At 67.2% G+C, this 14325-nt stretch carries 16 protein-coding genes; 13 read left to right on the top strand and 3 right to left on the bottom strand.

All coding sequences use genetic code 11. The features are described 5' to 3' along the window. The 12 genes from ACE3O8_RS09685 to ACE3O8_RS09630 all read left to right on the top strand — a co-directional run. The coding region (locus tag ACE3O8_RS09685; protein ID WP_374389204.1) for a hypothetical protein at positions 1-1501 on the top strand (1501 nt) is incomplete at its 5' end. Positions 1502-2259: 758 nt separating this feature from the next. Continuing rightward, on the top strand, positions 2260-2700 hold the full coding sequence (locus tag ACE3O8_RS09680) for a hypothetical protein (RefSeq protein WP_374389202.1): 441 nt from the start codon (positions 2260-2262) through the stop codon (positions 2698-2700). A 40-nt stretch (positions 2701-2740) separates the two neighbouring features. Then, complete coding sequence (locus ACE3O8_RS09675) at positions 2741-3343, top strand: hypothetical protein (RefSeq protein ID WP_374389200.1); 603 nt, start codon at positions 2741-2743, stop codon at positions 3341-3343. Next, the gene (locus ACE3O8_RS09670) at positions 3340-3996 is read left to right on the top strand and encodes a hypothetical protein (RefSeq protein WP_374389198.1); all 657 of its coding nucleotides are present in this window, start codon (positions 3340-3342) and stop codon (positions 3994-3996) included. Before ACE3O8_RS09675 ends, ACE3O8_RS09670 begins: the two co-directional genes overlap by 4 nt. Further along, on the top strand, positions 3993-4442 hold the full coding sequence (locus tag ACE3O8_RS09665) for a hypothetical protein (RefSeq protein WP_374389197.1): 450 nt from the start codon (positions 3993-3995) through the stop codon (positions 4440-4442). The genes ACE3O8_RS09670 and ACE3O8_RS09665 overlap by 4 nt, the downstream gene beginning before the upstream one ends. Continuing rightward, complete coding sequence (locus ACE3O8_RS09660; RefSeq protein WP_374389195.1) at positions 4435-6789, top strand: phage tail protein; 2355 nt, start codon at positions 4435-4437, stop codon at positions 6787-6789. Before ACE3O8_RS09665 ends, ACE3O8_RS09660 begins: the two co-directional genes overlap by 8 nt. 3 nt (positions 6790-6792) lie before the next feature. Beyond that, a complete protein-coding gene (locus tag ACE3O8_RS09655) occupies positions 6793-7194 on the top strand; it encodes a hypothetical protein (protein ID WP_374389193.1) in 402 nt (133 codons plus the stop codon). Positions 7195-7315: 121 nt separating this feature from the next. After that, on the top strand, positions 7316-7699 hold the full coding sequence (locus ACE3O8_RS09650) for a hypothetical protein (RefSeq protein ID WP_374389191.1): 384 nt from the start codon (positions 7316-7318) through the stop codon (positions 7697-7699). Continuing rightward, the gene (locus tag ACE3O8_RS09645) at positions 7692-7823 is read left to right on the top strand and encodes a hypothetical protein (RefSeq protein ID WP_374389189.1); all 132 of its coding nucleotides are present in this window, start codon (positions 7692-7694) and stop codon (positions 7821-7823) included. The genes ACE3O8_RS09650 and ACE3O8_RS09645 overlap by 8 nt, the downstream gene beginning before the upstream one ends. After that, the gene (locus tag ACE3O8_RS09640) at positions 7823-8437 is read left to right on the top strand and encodes a glycoside hydrolase family 19 protein (RefSeq protein ID WP_374389187.1); all 615 of its coding nucleotides are present in this window, start codon (positions 7823-7825) and stop codon (positions 8435-8437) included. The genes ACE3O8_RS09645 and ACE3O8_RS09640 overlap by 1 nt, the downstream gene beginning before the upstream one ends. Next, positions 8434-8571, top strand: a complete 138-nt coding sequence (locus ACE3O8_RS09635) for a hypothetical protein (RefSeq protein WP_374389185.1) — start codon at positions 8434-8436, stop codon at positions 8569-8571. The genes ACE3O8_RS09640 and ACE3O8_RS09635 overlap by 4 nt, the downstream gene beginning before the upstream one ends. Beyond that, entirely contained in the window at positions 8571-8966 is a 396-nt protein-coding gene (locus tag ACE3O8_RS09630) for a hypothetical protein (RefSeq protein ID WP_374389183.1), read from the top strand. Before ACE3O8_RS09635 ends, ACE3O8_RS09630 begins: the two co-directional genes overlap by 1 nt. A 363-nt stretch (positions 8967-9329) precedes the next feature. Here the strand turns inward: ACE3O8_RS09630 and nagA are convergent, their stop codons facing one another. The 3 genes from nagA to ACE3O8_RS09615 are packed head-to-tail and all read right to left on the bottom strand — an operon-like array spanning position 9330 to position 12261. Then, positions 9330-10457 carry an N-acetylglucosamine-6-phosphate deacetylase gene (gene nagA, locus ACE3O8_RS09625; protein ID WP_374389181.1) on the bottom strand — a complete coding sequence of 376 codons (1128 nt, stop codon included), beginning with the start codon at positions 10455-10457 and terminating at the stop codon, positions 9330-9332. Next, positions 10457-11488, bottom strand: a complete 1032-nt coding sequence (locus tag ACE3O8_RS09620; RefSeq protein ID WP_374389179.1) for an SIS domain-containing protein — start codon at positions 11486-11488, stop codon at positions 10457-10459. Before ACE3O8_RS09620 ends, nagA begins: the two co-directional genes overlap by 1 nt. Beyond that, the gene (locus tag ACE3O8_RS09615) at positions 11485-12261 is read right to left on the bottom strand and encodes a GntR family transcriptional regulator (RefSeq protein WP_374389177.1); all 777 of its coding nucleotides are present in this window, start codon (positions 12259-12261) and stop codon (positions 11485-11487) included. Before ACE3O8_RS09615 ends, ACE3O8_RS09620 begins: the two co-directional genes overlap by 4 nt. A 207-nt stretch (positions 12262-12468) precedes the next feature. Between ACE3O8_RS09615 and ACE3O8_RS09610 the strand changes: the two genes are divergently transcribed. Next, on the top strand, positions 12469-14325 hold a 1857-nt coding region (locus ACE3O8_RS09610), incomplete at its 3' end, for a TonB-dependent receptor (RefSeq protein WP_374389175.1).

Below are 14325 nucleotides of genomic sequence, written 5' to 3'. Positions count from 1 at the left end.
CCAGCGCGGCGGGGCCACGAACGGCATTGTCTCGAAGTGGTTCAGCAAGTGGCGGTCGCACCGGGTGACGATGCTGGGGCCGCGCTACAGCGGCGGGGCGCGGGGCCGGGCTGACAGCATCGGGGCGCAGGCGGCGGACAGCGAGATCGTCTATACCGCGTCGAACTTCTACCTGTCGCAGCAGATTGCGCGCCGCGACATGCTGGAGATCCCGAACGGCACCACCGGCTTTGCCAGCCCCGGCACCTATGCCTTCATGGACACGTTCGAGAAGCTGCTGGAATGCTACACCAGCCTGCCGGGCGCGTCGCATGAGGGCCGGGGCGCGCTGGGGGATACGGAACAGTCTGTGGACTGGCTGGGCCGCAGCTTCGACACGGACAGCATCCCGGTGCTGTTCCCCTTTGTGCCTGCGAGCGATCAGGCGTTCGGCGCGACGACGACGGGCGGGCCGCGCCAACTGTTCTATGGGCATCAGCCCAAGCCGGTGAGCGTTTCGGTGGGCACGCGGTGGCGCAAGGCGGCTTCAATTGCGGGGCTGTCGGCGGCAAGCTGGAATACCGACCCCGGCGAACTGGCAGTAGGCGAGTGGCTGCAACTGGAAGCCGACGCGGGCCTGTCGCCTGTGGTGCTGAACCGGGCCACGGTGACGGTGGCGGGGACGGACAGCTATCTGGACGTTCTGACCGCCGACATCACCACCAGCCTTGTCATGAACCCGGCAGGCGGCGCGTTCAGCCGCAGCAGCAACGCCAGCACGGCGTCGGAGGATTTCAACTGGCTGGTGATTGCGGCCAAGCTGCGGATGCCAGCAGTGCAGCCGCCGAATGGCAGCTTCTGCATCCTGAATTCGACCGGCTCGAACCAGTGGGATTTGTGGGTGACGGATAGCGGGCATATCCGGTTCCGCAGCGGCCAGACGAGCAACATCTATCTGCAATGGGACAACCCGCGCACCTTCGTCGGCAGCAAGGACATGCTGTTCATCCTCGCGCTCGACCTTCGGGTTTCGACGCCCACCTATGGCGACGATGGCGTGACGGTGATGGACGACCCGGCGCGCGGCGCGGTGCAGGCGCTGGTGAACTATAACGAGATGACGCTGCGCGGGAACGCGATAGGCGACAACCTGGACGGCACCAAGGTCAGCCCGGCGGAGCGGATCGGCGCGAATACGAACCTGATGGCGAACGGCACGGGTGCGGAGGTGATGGCGGGTTGGGGCTTCCATCATCTGGTGATGCACTGGGGCAATGACTCGACGCCGATGCCGGACTTCACCCAGTTCGACAACGCCAAGATGTTTTCGAGCCAGTTTCTGGACAGCGGAGACGGCACGCCGGGCAGCGGGCTTGTCGGGCTGCTGGGATCGAAGCCGAAGCTGCTGCTGCGCGCGGCCAGTGTGGCGGACGCGAACGGGGCGGCGGGGATTCCGAACCTTGGCACCTACGACCCGACGCGCGCGCCGTTCCTGCTGTTCAGCGGCGGGCCTTACACCTGATGCCGCTGAAAGGCGCAAAGGCGCATGCGGCGAGACTTAGGCGGCTGGCGAGCCCCTCGGCTCAGCGCGAGATCGGGCGAAGTTATTGCAAAAGCGCGGAGATTCGGGCAGAAAGAGCGGGCCGGAACGGTGTTAGCGCACCGCCCGGCCCTGACCACAGTGCCTATATGGGAGGCAATTATGGCTGACGATGTTTTATGCAGCGTTGATGGCTGCGGCAAGGTTCGGGCTGTTGGACGTCGCGGGTATTGCAATGCCCACTACCTTCGGCTTCGCAGGCACGGAGACCCCGGGGGCGGCACGAAAAGAGCCGCATGGGGAGAGCCTTCAGCATGGCTCCGCGCGCATGTCGGGCACGCCAGCGACGCCTGCTTGAAGTGGCCGTTTGCGATTGGGCGTGACGGCCGGGGCCGGGTGGCCCGCGATATCTCTCCGCAGGCGCACAGAGCGATGTGCATTCTTGCGCATGGCGAGCCACCTTCTGCCCGTCATGAAGCCGCGCACGCCTGCGGACAAGGGCATGAAGGGTGTGTCAACCCACGCCATCTTTACTGGGCGACCCCTACAGAAAATGCGGCTGATCGGCAGACTCATGGCACGGAGGCAAAAGGAGAGCGAGTGGCAGGAGCCAAGCTGACAGAGGCGGATGTGCTTCAGATTCGGGCGCTCAGAGGCACGGCCACTCAGCGAGAGATTGGCATCCGCTTTGGGGTTGATGCTGAGACTGTCGGCAACATTCACCGAGGGGAGACTTGGGCATGGCTTTGAAAGGCGCAAAAGCCCACGTTGCCAGACTGCGGAGGCTGTCCGGTCCTGAAATGGAGCGGCAAGTCACCAAGGGATTGTTTGCCGGGGCGGAGGCCATCGCGGTTGAGGCGCAACTTTCGATCACCAGGGGGGCTGTGTCTGGGCGCAACCACGTCCCCAGCAAGCCAGGTGAGGCCCCCAAAAATGACACCGGCTTCCTCGCGGGCTTCATCGAGGCCAACATGGCGGGGCAGGTCAACCAGTCCGCCTATCGCGGCGCGGCTGGCGGTGGCGTGGCGACTGTGCGGCTTGAGCTGTCCGGCGACATCGATGCGCGCATCCAGTCCGTGAGCGCGGGCGTCGCGGTGGAAGTCGTGCGCGGGGCCGCCCCAACCCTGATCGACGCATCCGCGCGCGAGACAACGGCGCGGCTGAGCCGCCCGCGCATCTGACGGCGGTAACGGGGGGCTGCCGGCCGGGCCATGACAGGGCATGGCCGAGGTGGGTGTTCCCGATCCTGCTGCGATGCGAATTGACAGCCTGCGTCTGCGCACCCCGACGCAGCGCAACCGCTCGCTGTGGACAGGCGCCAGCAAGGCAATCGGCCTGCCCGGCGCGGAACTGTGGTCCGGCGCTGTCAGCATCGAACTGCTCTCGACCGAGGCGCAGGAACGGCAGTGGCGCGCGTTTCTTTGGGCGCTTGGCGGGCCGGAGAACTGGTTTCGCATGCCGTTGCCATGCGCCGAGCATCCCGGTGGCGGCATCTTCGTGGATGAGGTGGGGGCCACGGGCTACACCCTCGACATTGCATCGAGCGCGATCAGCCAGACCCTTCTGGACGCAGGTCAATTCCTCACCATTCCGCTGCCATCGGGCCGGTTCCGCACCGTGTGCCTGCAAGCTCTGCTGGCCACCGATGCGGCGGGCAAGGCGACAGCCTCGTTCCGGCCGGCACTGACGGAAAGCCCGGTCGCCGGCGCGACCATCATTTCGCGCACACCATTCATGCCGTTCAGCCCGGCCGATGACGATCTGGCCATCACATGGTCCGAAGGCATCGGACAGATCGCATTCGACGTCGAGGAAGCGCGGTGAGCCTGCCCGATGCCACCGCAAGCGCGGCGCTGTCCGCCGACGTCATCCGGCCGGTCTATTTCGTCTGGCTCGATATCGTCGGCGACCCGCTCCGCTCCAACACCTCCGGCGCGGATATCATGGTCTCCGGCTCCGGCGACCCCGACCTCGACGGCTACGAGTTCTTCGGGATCAATGGCGACATCGTCGATGTCTCGTCCGTCCGCTACGGGCAGGGCGGCTCGGAGACGGTGCAGATCAAGATTTCTGGCCTGCCGGGGCTGGACAATGACCTGCTGGCGATCGTGGCCGACCCGGCAAACTGGCGCGGCCGGGAGGCGCGGCTGTGGCGCGTGATCCGCAACTCGGCGAACGTGCAGCAGGGCGGATTCCACAGCTATTACACCGGCCGCATCGTGCAGATGACGCACAGCAGCGAAGGTGGTGGGCAGGTGCTGACCTGCTCCATCGAAAGCTATCTCGCGGCTTTCTCGTCGGCCAGCAACCGCACCTATCTCGACCAGGAGCGGTATGACGCGGGCGACCTGAGCGCGCGGGCCGCCATTGCGATCGCCAACGGAAATTATGGCGGCAGTTCCAGCGCTGGCAGCCTGTCCGGCCTGCCGATTGGCGCCAAGCGCGACAGCGACAATATCTGGCACCAGCTGCGATGACGGCGCGCTTCCCGGATTGGGAGCGCAGGCTCCATGACTTCATCGCGGACAATCTCGACCGCCCGTTCCGGTGGGGCGAGTGGGACTGCGCCCTGTTCGCCACGGCTTGCGCGGCGGCCATCACCGGCCATGACGCAGCGGCGGCCTATCGCGGCACCTATGACAGCCGCACCGGCTCAGCCCGGGCGCTGCGGGAGCTGGGGCAGGGCACGCTGCTGCGCACGGTGAACGCCAGCTTCACACCGAAGCCTGTGGGACAGGCGGGGCGCGGCGACCTCGTGTGGCACAACGGCAGCCTCGGCGTCTGTATGGGGCGCGTGGCGCTGTTCGTGGGCGAAGAGCGGTTGGCCGATAGCGGCATGGCCGTGATGCGCGAAGGACTGATCCAGATCGAGCGGCGGCACTGGACGCGCGCATGGGCCGTGGGCGAGGCCGCCAATGGGTAAGGCGGTCAAGACCTTCCTGAAGGTGGCGCTCGTCGCTGGCGCGATCGTGCTGACCGTCTACACCGCCGGAGCAACTGCCGGCCTCGCCGCCGCATTGGCGGGCGGAACGGCGACCGCTCTGTCCACCGCCATTGCGGGGGCACTGGTGTCCTCGGCCATCAGCCTCGGATTCGCGGTCGGCGCGTCCATGCTATCGCCACGGCCCAAGCTGGGGGTGAGCCGCGCCAACGCCGACCGGCTGCGGGCTAACATCGACCCTCGGACGCCGCGCAAATCCGCCGTCGGCGCCACGGCGCTCAACACCGATATCCGCGATCAGGAATTCACCGACGACCAGACCTATCTGCACAGCTGGATCGTGGTCGCCGCCCACGCCGTAAACGCCATCAATGAAATCTGGTTCGACGACGAGATGGCATGGTCGCTCGCCGGAGGCGTCACCTCCAAATATTCGGGCTACCTTGTCGTCACGCCAATCCTCGAGGGCAACGCCGGGAACGCCATCAACATCAGCGCGCGCATGGGCTCAGCCCGACGCTACACCGGCTGCGCCTATGTCTATCTGCGCTACAAGCTGACCGGGAACAGCAGCAAGGCCGAAAGCCCGTTTGCGCAAGGCGTCACGAACCGGATCACCATCCGGGGAGAGGGCGCGCGGATGTATGACCCCCGGCAGGACAGCACCGTGCCGGGCGGCAGCGGCGCGCACCGGGCAGACAATCAGGCGACATGGACATGGGGCGCCCACTGCCGGAACCCGGCCATCGCCATGCTGTTCTATCTGCTGGGCTGGCGGATCAACGGCGAACTCTCCGTCGGCAAGGGCATCCCCAAGAACCGCATCGACATGGAGAGCTTCGCGGTTGCGGCGAACATCTGCGACGAGGCCGTCGCAAAGCCCGGCGGCGGAACCGAGCCGCGCTATCGCGTCGATGGCGTGTGGAGCGAGGGCGACGCGCCGGGGTCCGTGCTGGACATGCTGAAGGCCAGCATGAACGCCGACCTCGACGACATGAACGGCCGGCTGCGCCTGACCGTGTTCCACAACGACCTTGCGTTCCCGGTCGCGGACTTCGACGACGACGATATTTTGGGCGACTTCGCGTGGACGCCGGTTGCGCCGATCGAGGACACGGTCAACATTGTGCGCGGTGGCTACACCGATGCCTCGAACGAGGCGCTTTACCAGCTGGTCGATTTTCCCCAGGCCGAGGCGGCCAGCATCGACGGAATCGAGCGCATCGACACCTTCGACCTGCCGTTGGTGCAATCCGCCAGTCAGGCCCAGCGCCTCGCCGGGCTGCGTCTGCGCCGGAACATCTATGGCGGCACCTTCCGCTGCGAGCTGCAGGCAACCGGATGGCGGGCCGAGAAGAACAGCATTGTCCGCCTGAGCTTCACCCAGCGCGGCTGGGCCAACAAGCTGTTCCGCGTGATGGAGATGGACGTTCGGACGGACGGCATCGTGCCTGTGGTGCTGCGGGAAGAGGACCCAGACCTCTACGACGACGGCGGCTTGCTCTCACCAATCGAGGCGCTGGAACCCACGCCGTTCGATTACCGGCTGGATCCGGCCTATCAGGTGCTGACCACAGTTACGCGGAATGTCGATATTGGCGACTGGGCGGCCCTGTCGCTCGGCGCCTCCATTCTGGTTGGCGACGAAGTGCAGGATCAGGGATCAACCTGGGGCTGCATACTCGACCACACCAAGACCGCACTCAATGGGCCGCCGACGCTGCCAGCCACCAGCAACAGCACATGGCGGCTAAGGTCAGCAAGGGGAGACGACGGCGAGGGCGTGCGTCCGATCTATCAGCGCAGCTCGGCGCAGCCTTCCACCCCGGCGGCGAGTTCTGGCGTGCCGGGCGGCTGGTATGGCGACACCGGCAGCGTTCCGGCCGGCGCGGAACCGATCTGGCTGTCCATGGGCACCCGGCCGAACAGCAGCAGCAATTACACATGGCAGGCGGCCACCCGCTTCGAGGCGACTTCTCAGGCCGCGTTCCGGCAGCAAGTCGCACTTGGTTTCGCCACCAGCGCCGTGATTCCGATCGTGCTGAGCGCCGGCCAATCGGCTGCCGTGGACGCCCAGCTTCGCGCCAACCTGTCGGGTTCCTGCACCGTGGACATCAGCCTGGAATATCGAGTGGAGGGCGGCACATGGACCAGCTTCGGCACCTCAACGCCGGACAGCGGCGGCCCGGGCGACGTGGCGATTGCCGAAGCGAGCGGAACAATCAGCAACGGCGGGTCGACAGGGGTGCGCTACGAGGTGCGCGCCACCGGCACCAGAAGCAGCGTGAACGCAACGGCCGTCGCGGCCGAAAGCTATCTGAGGGTCTGACCGATGTTCCTAATCTTCGATCTGGAAACCGGCGCGGAGCTGCGGCGCGGCGAGGTGGAGACGGCGGAGACAGGCGAGGGGATCGTGAAGATGCCCGGCAGCGCCATGATGGAGCCGCCGCTCACGATCTGGAGCCCATCGGAACGCGGCTTCGTGGACGTGCCGCTGGTGGACGGGCCGCGCATGGGCCGGATGCTGACGGCTGCGGAAATCGAGGCGCTGGTGAACCATGCCGATGCAGCGGTGCGTGCGATTCCGCTGCGCTGGCTGCTGCTGATCGCCTTCGGGATGCCGCAGCGCGTGAACAGCCCGCTGCACATCAGCACTGCGAACGGGATGCTGGCGGCTGGCGTGCTGACACAGGCGCGCCACGCCCAGTTCCTGGCGGGGGAGCCGGTGCAATGATGCGCCTGCGACAGATCGCGGTTGGCCTGCTGGTCTCGGTCATCCTTTTGGCCCGCGCCCAATGGGCGGTCGGCCTGCTTCTCACCAACGGGGTCGGACCTGTGGACAATGGGGGACGCTGATGGAGCGCTTCGACTGGGCTGCGTTCATCGAATATTACCGGGTTTCCGCCCTTGGTGCGGCCATCATCCTGTTGGCGCGCGTGGGCCATGTGCTGGGCAAGCAGCCCGTGCCGCCCACCGATGTAAAGGCGTTCGAGGCGTGGCGGCTGCGCCGGCGCTGGTTCCTGATCATGGAGGCGTCCAGCTTCCCGGCGCTGTCCGGCCTTGGCGCGATGGCCACCATGGCCAGCGGCGGCTCCCCCTATGTCGCCATGTTCAGCGGCATGATCGCGGGCGGCGTCGGCTTCCCGTTCGCCATGTCGGCCATGCGCGATTTCGTGCGGCGCAGGGTGGGCGACGGCGGCCTTGACCCGCTGGACGGCGAAGGAGGGCCGAATGGCTGAGTTCTTCCTGATGAGCGTCGGCGTGCTGATGGTGACGTTTGCCGTGATGCGCGTCGCCGCCTGCCGATACGCCCGCCACACGCGTGACCTGATCAAACGCGGCTTCAAGGATAAGTGGCTATGATGACAGTTGAGCGCCTGATTGCCGCCGGGCTGACCCCGACGGCCGCGAAGGCATGGGCTGTGCCGCTTGAAGCCGCGTGCGACCGATACGGGATCACGACCGCGAACCGCATTGGCGCGCTCATCGGGCAGATCATGGTGGAATCCGCCGGGTTCACGCGGCTGGAAGAAAACCTGTTCTATACCTCGCCCGCGCGGCTGGTGGCGGTGTGGCCTTCGCGGTTCGGCCCCGGCAAGCGCGATCCGGCGCGCTACGTCCGCAACCCGATGGCGCTGGCGAACCTCGTCTATGCCGGGAAGCTGGGCAACGGCGACGAGGCGAGCGGCGACGGCTGGCGCTATCGTGGGCGCGGGCTGAAGCAACTCACGGGCCGGGCGAACTACGCAGAGGCAGCCCAGCGGATCGGCCAGCCCTATGAGGCGCGGCCGGAGCTGGTGCAGGAGCCGGTTCACGCGGCGCTGACGGCGGCCTGGTTCTTCGCGGCGCGAGGCTGCATTGCGCTGGCCGACGCGGGCGAGTGGGACGCCATCACGCGCAAGGTGAACGGCCCGGCGATGTTGCAGGCGGCGCAGCGGCGGACGGCGACGCTGAAGGCCGTGAGGGCGTTTCGGTGACGGGCTGGGCGATGGGCGCGGCATGGGCCGTCGCTGTCGGCTTCCTGCTGGCTGTGGGGCTGATGGGAACGCTGGTGCTGCTGTTGGGCGCGTGGCTCGCGGATCGCATCGTCAAGTGGCTGTGGGGGCGCTGATGTCGGTTCTTCTGTTCCTCCGCCGCTTCTGGAAGCCTCTTGCGGGAGGGCTCGCCGTGATCGCGCTGCTGCTGCTGTATCGCGCCCAGCTCGCCGAGGCGCGGGATCGTGGCCGCGCCGAGTGCGAGGCGGCGGAACAGGTCGCCCGCCAGAAGTGGCGCGACGAATACGACAAGCGCCGCGCTGAACTGGACGCCGCCGATGAACAGCGCCGCGACACCTACGAGCGCGAGACAGCGCCTATCCGCGAAAGGATTGTTCGTGAAGTCGCAGCCCGCCCTGATGGCAATTGCCTGTCTGCTGATGCTGAGCGCCTGCTCGAAGCCCAGCGGCAAGCCGCCAATCGCCAGCTTGCCGCCACCGCCAGTGAGCGCCTGCAAGCCCCTGCCGACTGAGCCAAAGGGAACGCCCGCCAGCATCCGCGAAAGTCGGCTGATCGACCTCTATCTGGACTGTGCGCTGCGAACCGCGCGCCTGCTGGAAGGGTGGCCGAAGTAGGGCGACCGCCGCAACTGCCGCACCATACCGCAGACGGGACGAGGTGGAAACACAGTTCCCCTAGGTTCGGCGTGAACCTCCGAATATGCGCGCCCTAGTGCGCCATTGCACTGCATGGCACTGGAAATGCGGTGTTTATCACTGCGTTGGCGCTGGGTTTCCGCGTTGACATCGCAGTGGTCGCAAGTTCAATCCTTGCCGCGCCCACCATTTCCTTCCGAAATCGAGAAGTGCGCCGGTTTCGCGGGCGCGGCTGCTGTTCAGGCCGGCCGGCCGTCGATCCAGAGCGACCTGAGGCTGAGATCGGGTGACAGCCGCAGCATCGTGGCCGCGTGGCCCGGCGCCAGCAGCGGGGCTGGAAGGCCCAGGAACGCCGCCGGGCTGGTGGTCGCCATCGCCACGGCTTCGGCCAAGGTCAGCCCGGCCTGCGCCATCGCGTTGCGCACGGCCGTCAGCATGTCGAGCGTGGAGCCCGCCAGAACGCCGTCATCGGAGGTGAGGACATCGCCGCTGCGCCGGATCGTGCGGCCCTGCAGCTGGAAATCGGGCGCATCGGATCCGACGCTGGGCATGGCATCGGTCACCAGCATCAGCCGGCCCACGCCCTTGGCGCGCACCGCGATGCGGAGGCTGGCCGGGTGGATGTGGTGGCCGTCGACGATGATGCCCGCATAGGCCGCCTCGTCCTCCAGCGCGGCGCCGACCATGCCCGGCGCCCGGTTGGTGAGCTGGGACATGGCGTTGTAGAGATGGGTGAAGCCGCTGGCGCCTGCGTCCAGCGCGGCGCGGGCGGTGGCCCAGTCGGCATCGGAATGGCCCAGCGCCACGATGACGCCCGCGGCCTTCAGCCGGGCGATGAGCGCAGGCGGCACCACTTCGGGCGCGACGGTGAGCAGGACCTTGCCGCGACGCGGGCGGGTCAGCACGGCCAGCATGTCTTCCGAGAGCGTGCCGAGCCTGTCTTCCCGGTGGATGCCGTGGCGGGCCGGGCTGATGAACGGGCCTTCGACATGGATGCCGAGGATTCCCGGCACGCCGGCGGCGATCGCGGCGTCTCCGGCGTCGAGCGCGGCTGCCACCTTGTCAGGCGTGTCGCTGATGAGGGTGGGCAGGATGCCCGTGGAGCCGAAGCGGCGGTGGGCAGCGGCGATGCGGGCGATGCCGTCCACCGTGGTGTCGTCGTTGAACAGCACCCCGCCGCCGCCGTTTACCTGGATATCGAGGAAACCGGGGACGAGAAGGTCGCCGTCGAGATCGATGCGGTCGTCTGCCGCTGCGGCCTCGGCATCTGCGCCGAGGGCCGCGATCAGGCCGCCTTCCGTGCGCAGCGCCAGCGGCCGGAGGCCGGCCGGCGTCAGAACCGATCCGTTGAGGAAGGCCGTGGACATCACAGGGTTTCCGTCACCTTGCGGAGGCCGGGCGGCGTATCGGGGTTGCGGCCGCGCGCCAGCGCGAGGCTGTTGGCGAGGCGATAGAAGGCTTGCGCGAGCAGGATGGGCTGAAGTTCGGCCGGCGCATCCAGCACGGGCAGCGCGACGCCCGGCGAGCCGGGGGGCAGGCCTGCCGTGAGCAGCGTGGCGCCGCTCGCCGCAAACAGCGCGGCAAGGTCCATGACGCTGCCGAGCGATTCATCCTGCTGGCCCAGCAGCAGCACCGGGAAGCCATCCCGCACGAGCGCCATCGGCCCGTGCTTCACCTCTGCGGCGCTGAACGCCTCTGCATGGAAGCCGCAGGTTTCCTTGATCTTCAACGCCATTTCCTGCGCGACGCCGAGCGCAGGGCCGCGCGCGACCACATAGAGGTGATCGGCCGTCACCAGCCGCGGCAGGGCGGCTGACCAGTCAAGTGCGAAGGCGCGATCGAGGCGGGCGGGAAGGGTGGCGAGCGACGCCGCCAGCCCCGCATCCTCCGACCAGGCGGCGACCAGATGCAGCATGGCCGCAAGCGAGGCGATGAAGCTTTTGGTGGCGGCGACACTGCGTTCCGGCCCCGCCAGCAGCGGCAGCAGGATATCGGCGCCGGCCGCGAGCGGCGAGGCTTCGTCGTTCACCATCGCCACCAGCAGCGCGCCGCCGTCGCGCAGGGCATCTGCCGCGGCGAGCAGGTCGGGGCTGCGGCCCGACTGCGAGACGGCGACCGCGAGCGCGCGCGACAGCGCGGGGGTTGCGCCATAGACGGACGCGGTCGAGGGCGAGAAGGACCCCGTCGGCACGCTGGCCCGCCGTTCCGCCCAATAGCGCAGGAAGGTGGCGGCGTTGTCACTGCTGCCGCGCGCCAGCGTCAGCAGCAGGTCGGGCGGGGTGGCTTTCAGCCGGGCGGCGGCCCTGGCGACCGGCGCGGCATTTGCGGCGAGCTGGCGCGCGACGACCTGTCCGGCCTCGGCCGCTTCCAGGAACATCAGGGTCCGGTCGGATGTCATTGCCCGTCCGGCGCGACCAGTTCGGCCACGAAATCATAGGAATCGCCGCGATACCAGGAGCGGGTGAATTCCACGGTCCGCCCGTCGCGGGCGAAGCCGCGCCGCTCGATCTCGAGCCCGGCCGAGCCGGCCTCGATCCCCAGCAGCTGGGCCTGATCTTCGCGGAAGAGGACGGCGCGGAGCCGTTGCAGCACGCGGGCCGGTCGCCGGTCGCCCAGCGCATCGTAGAGTGATTCCGCCACGGCTTCGGCGCTGTCCAGCGCCCAGGCGGGGATGGTGGAATATTCCAGCGCCATCGAGATATCGTCGGCGTAGCGGATGCGGGTGAAGCGGAACACGGCGGAGCCCGGCGAAAGGCCAAGCGCCAGCGCCTCTTCCGGCGTGACCTGCCCTTCGGTGCGCGAAATCCAGACCGACCGGGGCGTGCGCCCGCGGGCCAGCATGTCCTCGCTGAAGGAGGAGATGGCGGCGAAATTCTTTTCCACCCGTTCCGCGACGAACGTGCCTGCACCCTGCCGGCGCACGAGCAGCCCGGCATCGACAAGGCCCTCGAACGCCTTTCGGACCGTCACCCGGGAGATGGCCAGCGTGTCCGCGAGATCGCGCTCGGGCGGCAGCGCCTCTCCGGCGCGGAGCAGGTTGGTGGAGATGGCGTCCTGGATGAGGCGCTTCAGCTGCAGGTAGAGCGGGGCCGAATCCGGTTCGAGCGGGCCGATCCGCTCCACAAACCGCTGCGCCGCCTGATCCTGCATCGATTGCCTTTCCTGCCCCATGACCCAGACCCTAAGCGCATCGAAGATACCACTTCAAGACCAAATTTGCGCCAACATGAAAGTTTCGTGAATTTTGGACTTGCCAAGCCATGCCAATCTGGCATCAATGCGGGCATAATCGCTGCCTTGGGGACTAATTGGCAGCATATTGGCATCTGATTGAACATGGCGTCGGCAAGGCGCCAGGCCATCAAGGGAGTGAAGGCGATGGGTAAGCGGATTTTTGCCGAAGGGCTTCTGAAATTTTCCGGGGTGAGCCTGCTGGCGCTGGCCGCCGCGACTCCGGCGCTGGCGCAGGATGCGCCGCCGGCCGATGGCGAGACGATCGTCGTCACCGGGTTTCGCGCCTCGATCGCGGCCTCGCTGGATGCGAAGCGGGATTCGGTGCTGGTCTCCGAAGTTGTCACCGCGCAGGACATCGGCAAGTTCCCCGACAAGAATGTGGCGGACTCGCTGGGCCGCCTGACGGGCGTGAACGTCGTGACCGGGTCGTCCGCTTCGGGCGGCTTTGGCGAGAACCAGTCCGTCACCATCCGCGGCACCGATCCCAGCCTGAACCTCACCCTGCTGGACGGCCACTCCGTCGCCACCGGCGACTGGTTCGTGCTGGACCAGATGTCGGGCGGGCGCAGCTTCAACTTCAGCCTGCTGCCGTCGGAGATCGTCGGCAGCCTGAAGGTCTTCAAGAGCCAGCAGGCCGACCTGCAGGAAGGCGGCGTGGGCGGCACCATCAACATCGTCACCCGCCGTCCGCTGGATCTGGAATCGGGCACGGTCAACGCCTCGGCGCAGCTTGTGCACAACACGATGACGACGGATTTCAGCCCGAACCTGTCGGGCGTCGTCAGCTGGAAGAATGCCGACGAGACCTTCGGCGTCCTCGTGTCCGGCTTCTGGCAGGAGCGCAACTTCCGCCGGGACGGGCAGGAGTTCCTGGGCTATGGCGTGGCGCAGAATTTCAACGGCACCGGCCAGACGGTCGCCTATCCCAGCCTGATCGGCTCGGCCTATTTCACCCAGAAGCGGGTCCGCAAGGGCGGCAGCCTGACGCTGCAATGGCAGCCCAGCGACCGGATCGAGCTGGTCGCCAACGGGATCTATACCCGCATGGACGCCGACAACGTCAATGTGAACTCCATGCTGTGGACGGGCCGGCTGATCGGCAACAACTCCACGCCCGGCACCGGCGGCTATGCGCTGGGAAGCTATAGCGTGAAGGACGGCTATCTCACCTCCGCCAGCTGGAACGCCACCACGGCGGATGGCAGCGCGGTGCAGGGCCGGGTGCAGGACGACATCTTCCGCAAGGCCTACAGCTCCACCTGGGTGGCGAACCTGGACGGGCGGTTCGAAGCGTCCGACCGGCTGACCTTCACCGGCCAGATCGGCTACACCAAGGGCATGGGGGCGACGACGGACACCTTCGCCTGGGAAACCTATTGGGATACGGGCGCGGCCTACAGCTTTGCCGGCAAGCATGCCGAGGTGAGCTATCCCGGCCTTTCGACCGACCTGACATCGCCGGCCTATCTCGACAATTTCTACAGCTGGTCCTGGGGTGGGGCGATCAAGTCCCCCGACGAGGAATTCTACGGCAAGCTGGACGCCGAATATGAGCTGGACGGCCTGCTGTCGTCGATCAAGGTCGGCGGCCGCTATGCCCGGCATGAGCGGTCGGTGGATTACCAGGCCTATTCCTGGGGCGGCAACGGCCTTTACTCCGGCACCAACCTGATCGGGCTGGGCACGGTGTTCAACAACGGCTTCACGCCGCGCGGCTATGGCAGCTTCTTTGGCGCGACCACCTATCCGCTGGCCGACGTGGACAAGGTGCAGGACTTCCTGGACAACAATGCGGGCGGCCGGAACTTTGACTTCTACGCCCCGGAAAGCTGGTCGTTGACCGAAAAGACGGCTGCGCTCTATGCCATGGCGGGCTTTGGCCGCGACGGCGACGCGGTGCGCGGCAACTTCGGCCTTCGCGCGGTGCACACCGATCTGAAGAGCACGCAATATGCGCAGGCGACCGCCGCCAGCCACGACCTCGACACGCTGTTCGGCTAT

The sequence above is a fragment of the Sandaracinobacter sp. genome (assembly GCF_041909755.1).
In the GTDB taxonomy this organism is placed as follows: domain Bacteria; phylum Pseudomonadota; class Alphaproteobacteria; order Sphingomonadales; family Sphingomonadaceae; genus Sandaracinobacteroides.
This window is presented reverse-complemented; position numbering and strand designations above follow the sequence as displayed.

Excerpts from the sequence above, each read along its gene's own strand:
- ACE3O8_RS09620 (WP_374389179.1), bottom strand. The coding sequence starts at position 11,488 with ATGACATCCGACCGGACCCTGATGTTCCTGGAAGCGGCCGAGGCCGGA.
- ACE3O8_RS09655 (WP_374389193.1), top strand. The coding sequence starts at position 6,793 with ATGTTCCTAATCTTCGATCTGGAAACCGGCGCGGAGCTGCGGCGCGGC.
- ACE3O8_RS09615 (WP_374389177.1), bottom strand. The coding sequence starts at position 12,261 with ATGGGGCAGGAAAGGCAATCGATGCAGGATCAGGCGGCGCAGCGGTTT.
- ACE3O8_RS09660 (WP_374389195.1), top strand. The coding sequence starts at position 4,435 with ATGGGTAAGGCGGTCAAGACCTTCCTGAAGGTGGCGCTCGTCGCTGGC.
- nagA (WP_374389181.1), bottom strand. The coding sequence starts at position 10,457 with ATGTCCACGGCCTTCCTCAACGGATCGGTTCTGACGCCGGCCGGCCTC.
- ACE3O8_RS09680 (WP_374389202.1), top strand. The coding sequence starts at position 2,260 with ATGGCTTTGAAAGGCGCAAAAGCCCACGTTGCCAGACTGCGGAGGCTG.
- ACE3O8_RS09675 (WP_374389200.1), top strand. The coding sequence starts at position 2,741 with ATGGCCGAGGTGGGTGTTCCCGATCCTGCTGCGATGCGAATTGACAGC.
- ACE3O8_RS09665 (WP_374389197.1), top strand. The coding sequence starts at position 3,993 with ATGACGGCGCGCTTCCCGGATTGGGAGCGCAGGCTCCATGACTTCATC.
- ACE3O8_RS09645 (WP_374389189.1), top strand. The coding sequence starts at position 7,692 with ATGGCTGAGTTCTTCCTGATGAGCGTCGGCGTGCTGATGGTGACGTTT.
- ACE3O8_RS09650 (WP_374389191.1), top strand. The coding sequence starts at position 7,316 with ATGGAGCGCTTCGACTGGGCTGCGTTCATCGAATATTACCGGGTTTCC.
- ACE3O8_RS09640 (WP_374389187.1), top strand. The coding sequence starts at position 7,823 with ATGACAGTTGAGCGCCTGATTGCCGCCGGGCTGACCCCGACGGCCGCG.
- ACE3O8_RS09630 (WP_374389183.1), top strand. The coding sequence starts at position 8,571 with ATGTCGGTTCTTCTGTTCCTCCGCCGCTTCTGGAAGCCTCTTGCGGGA.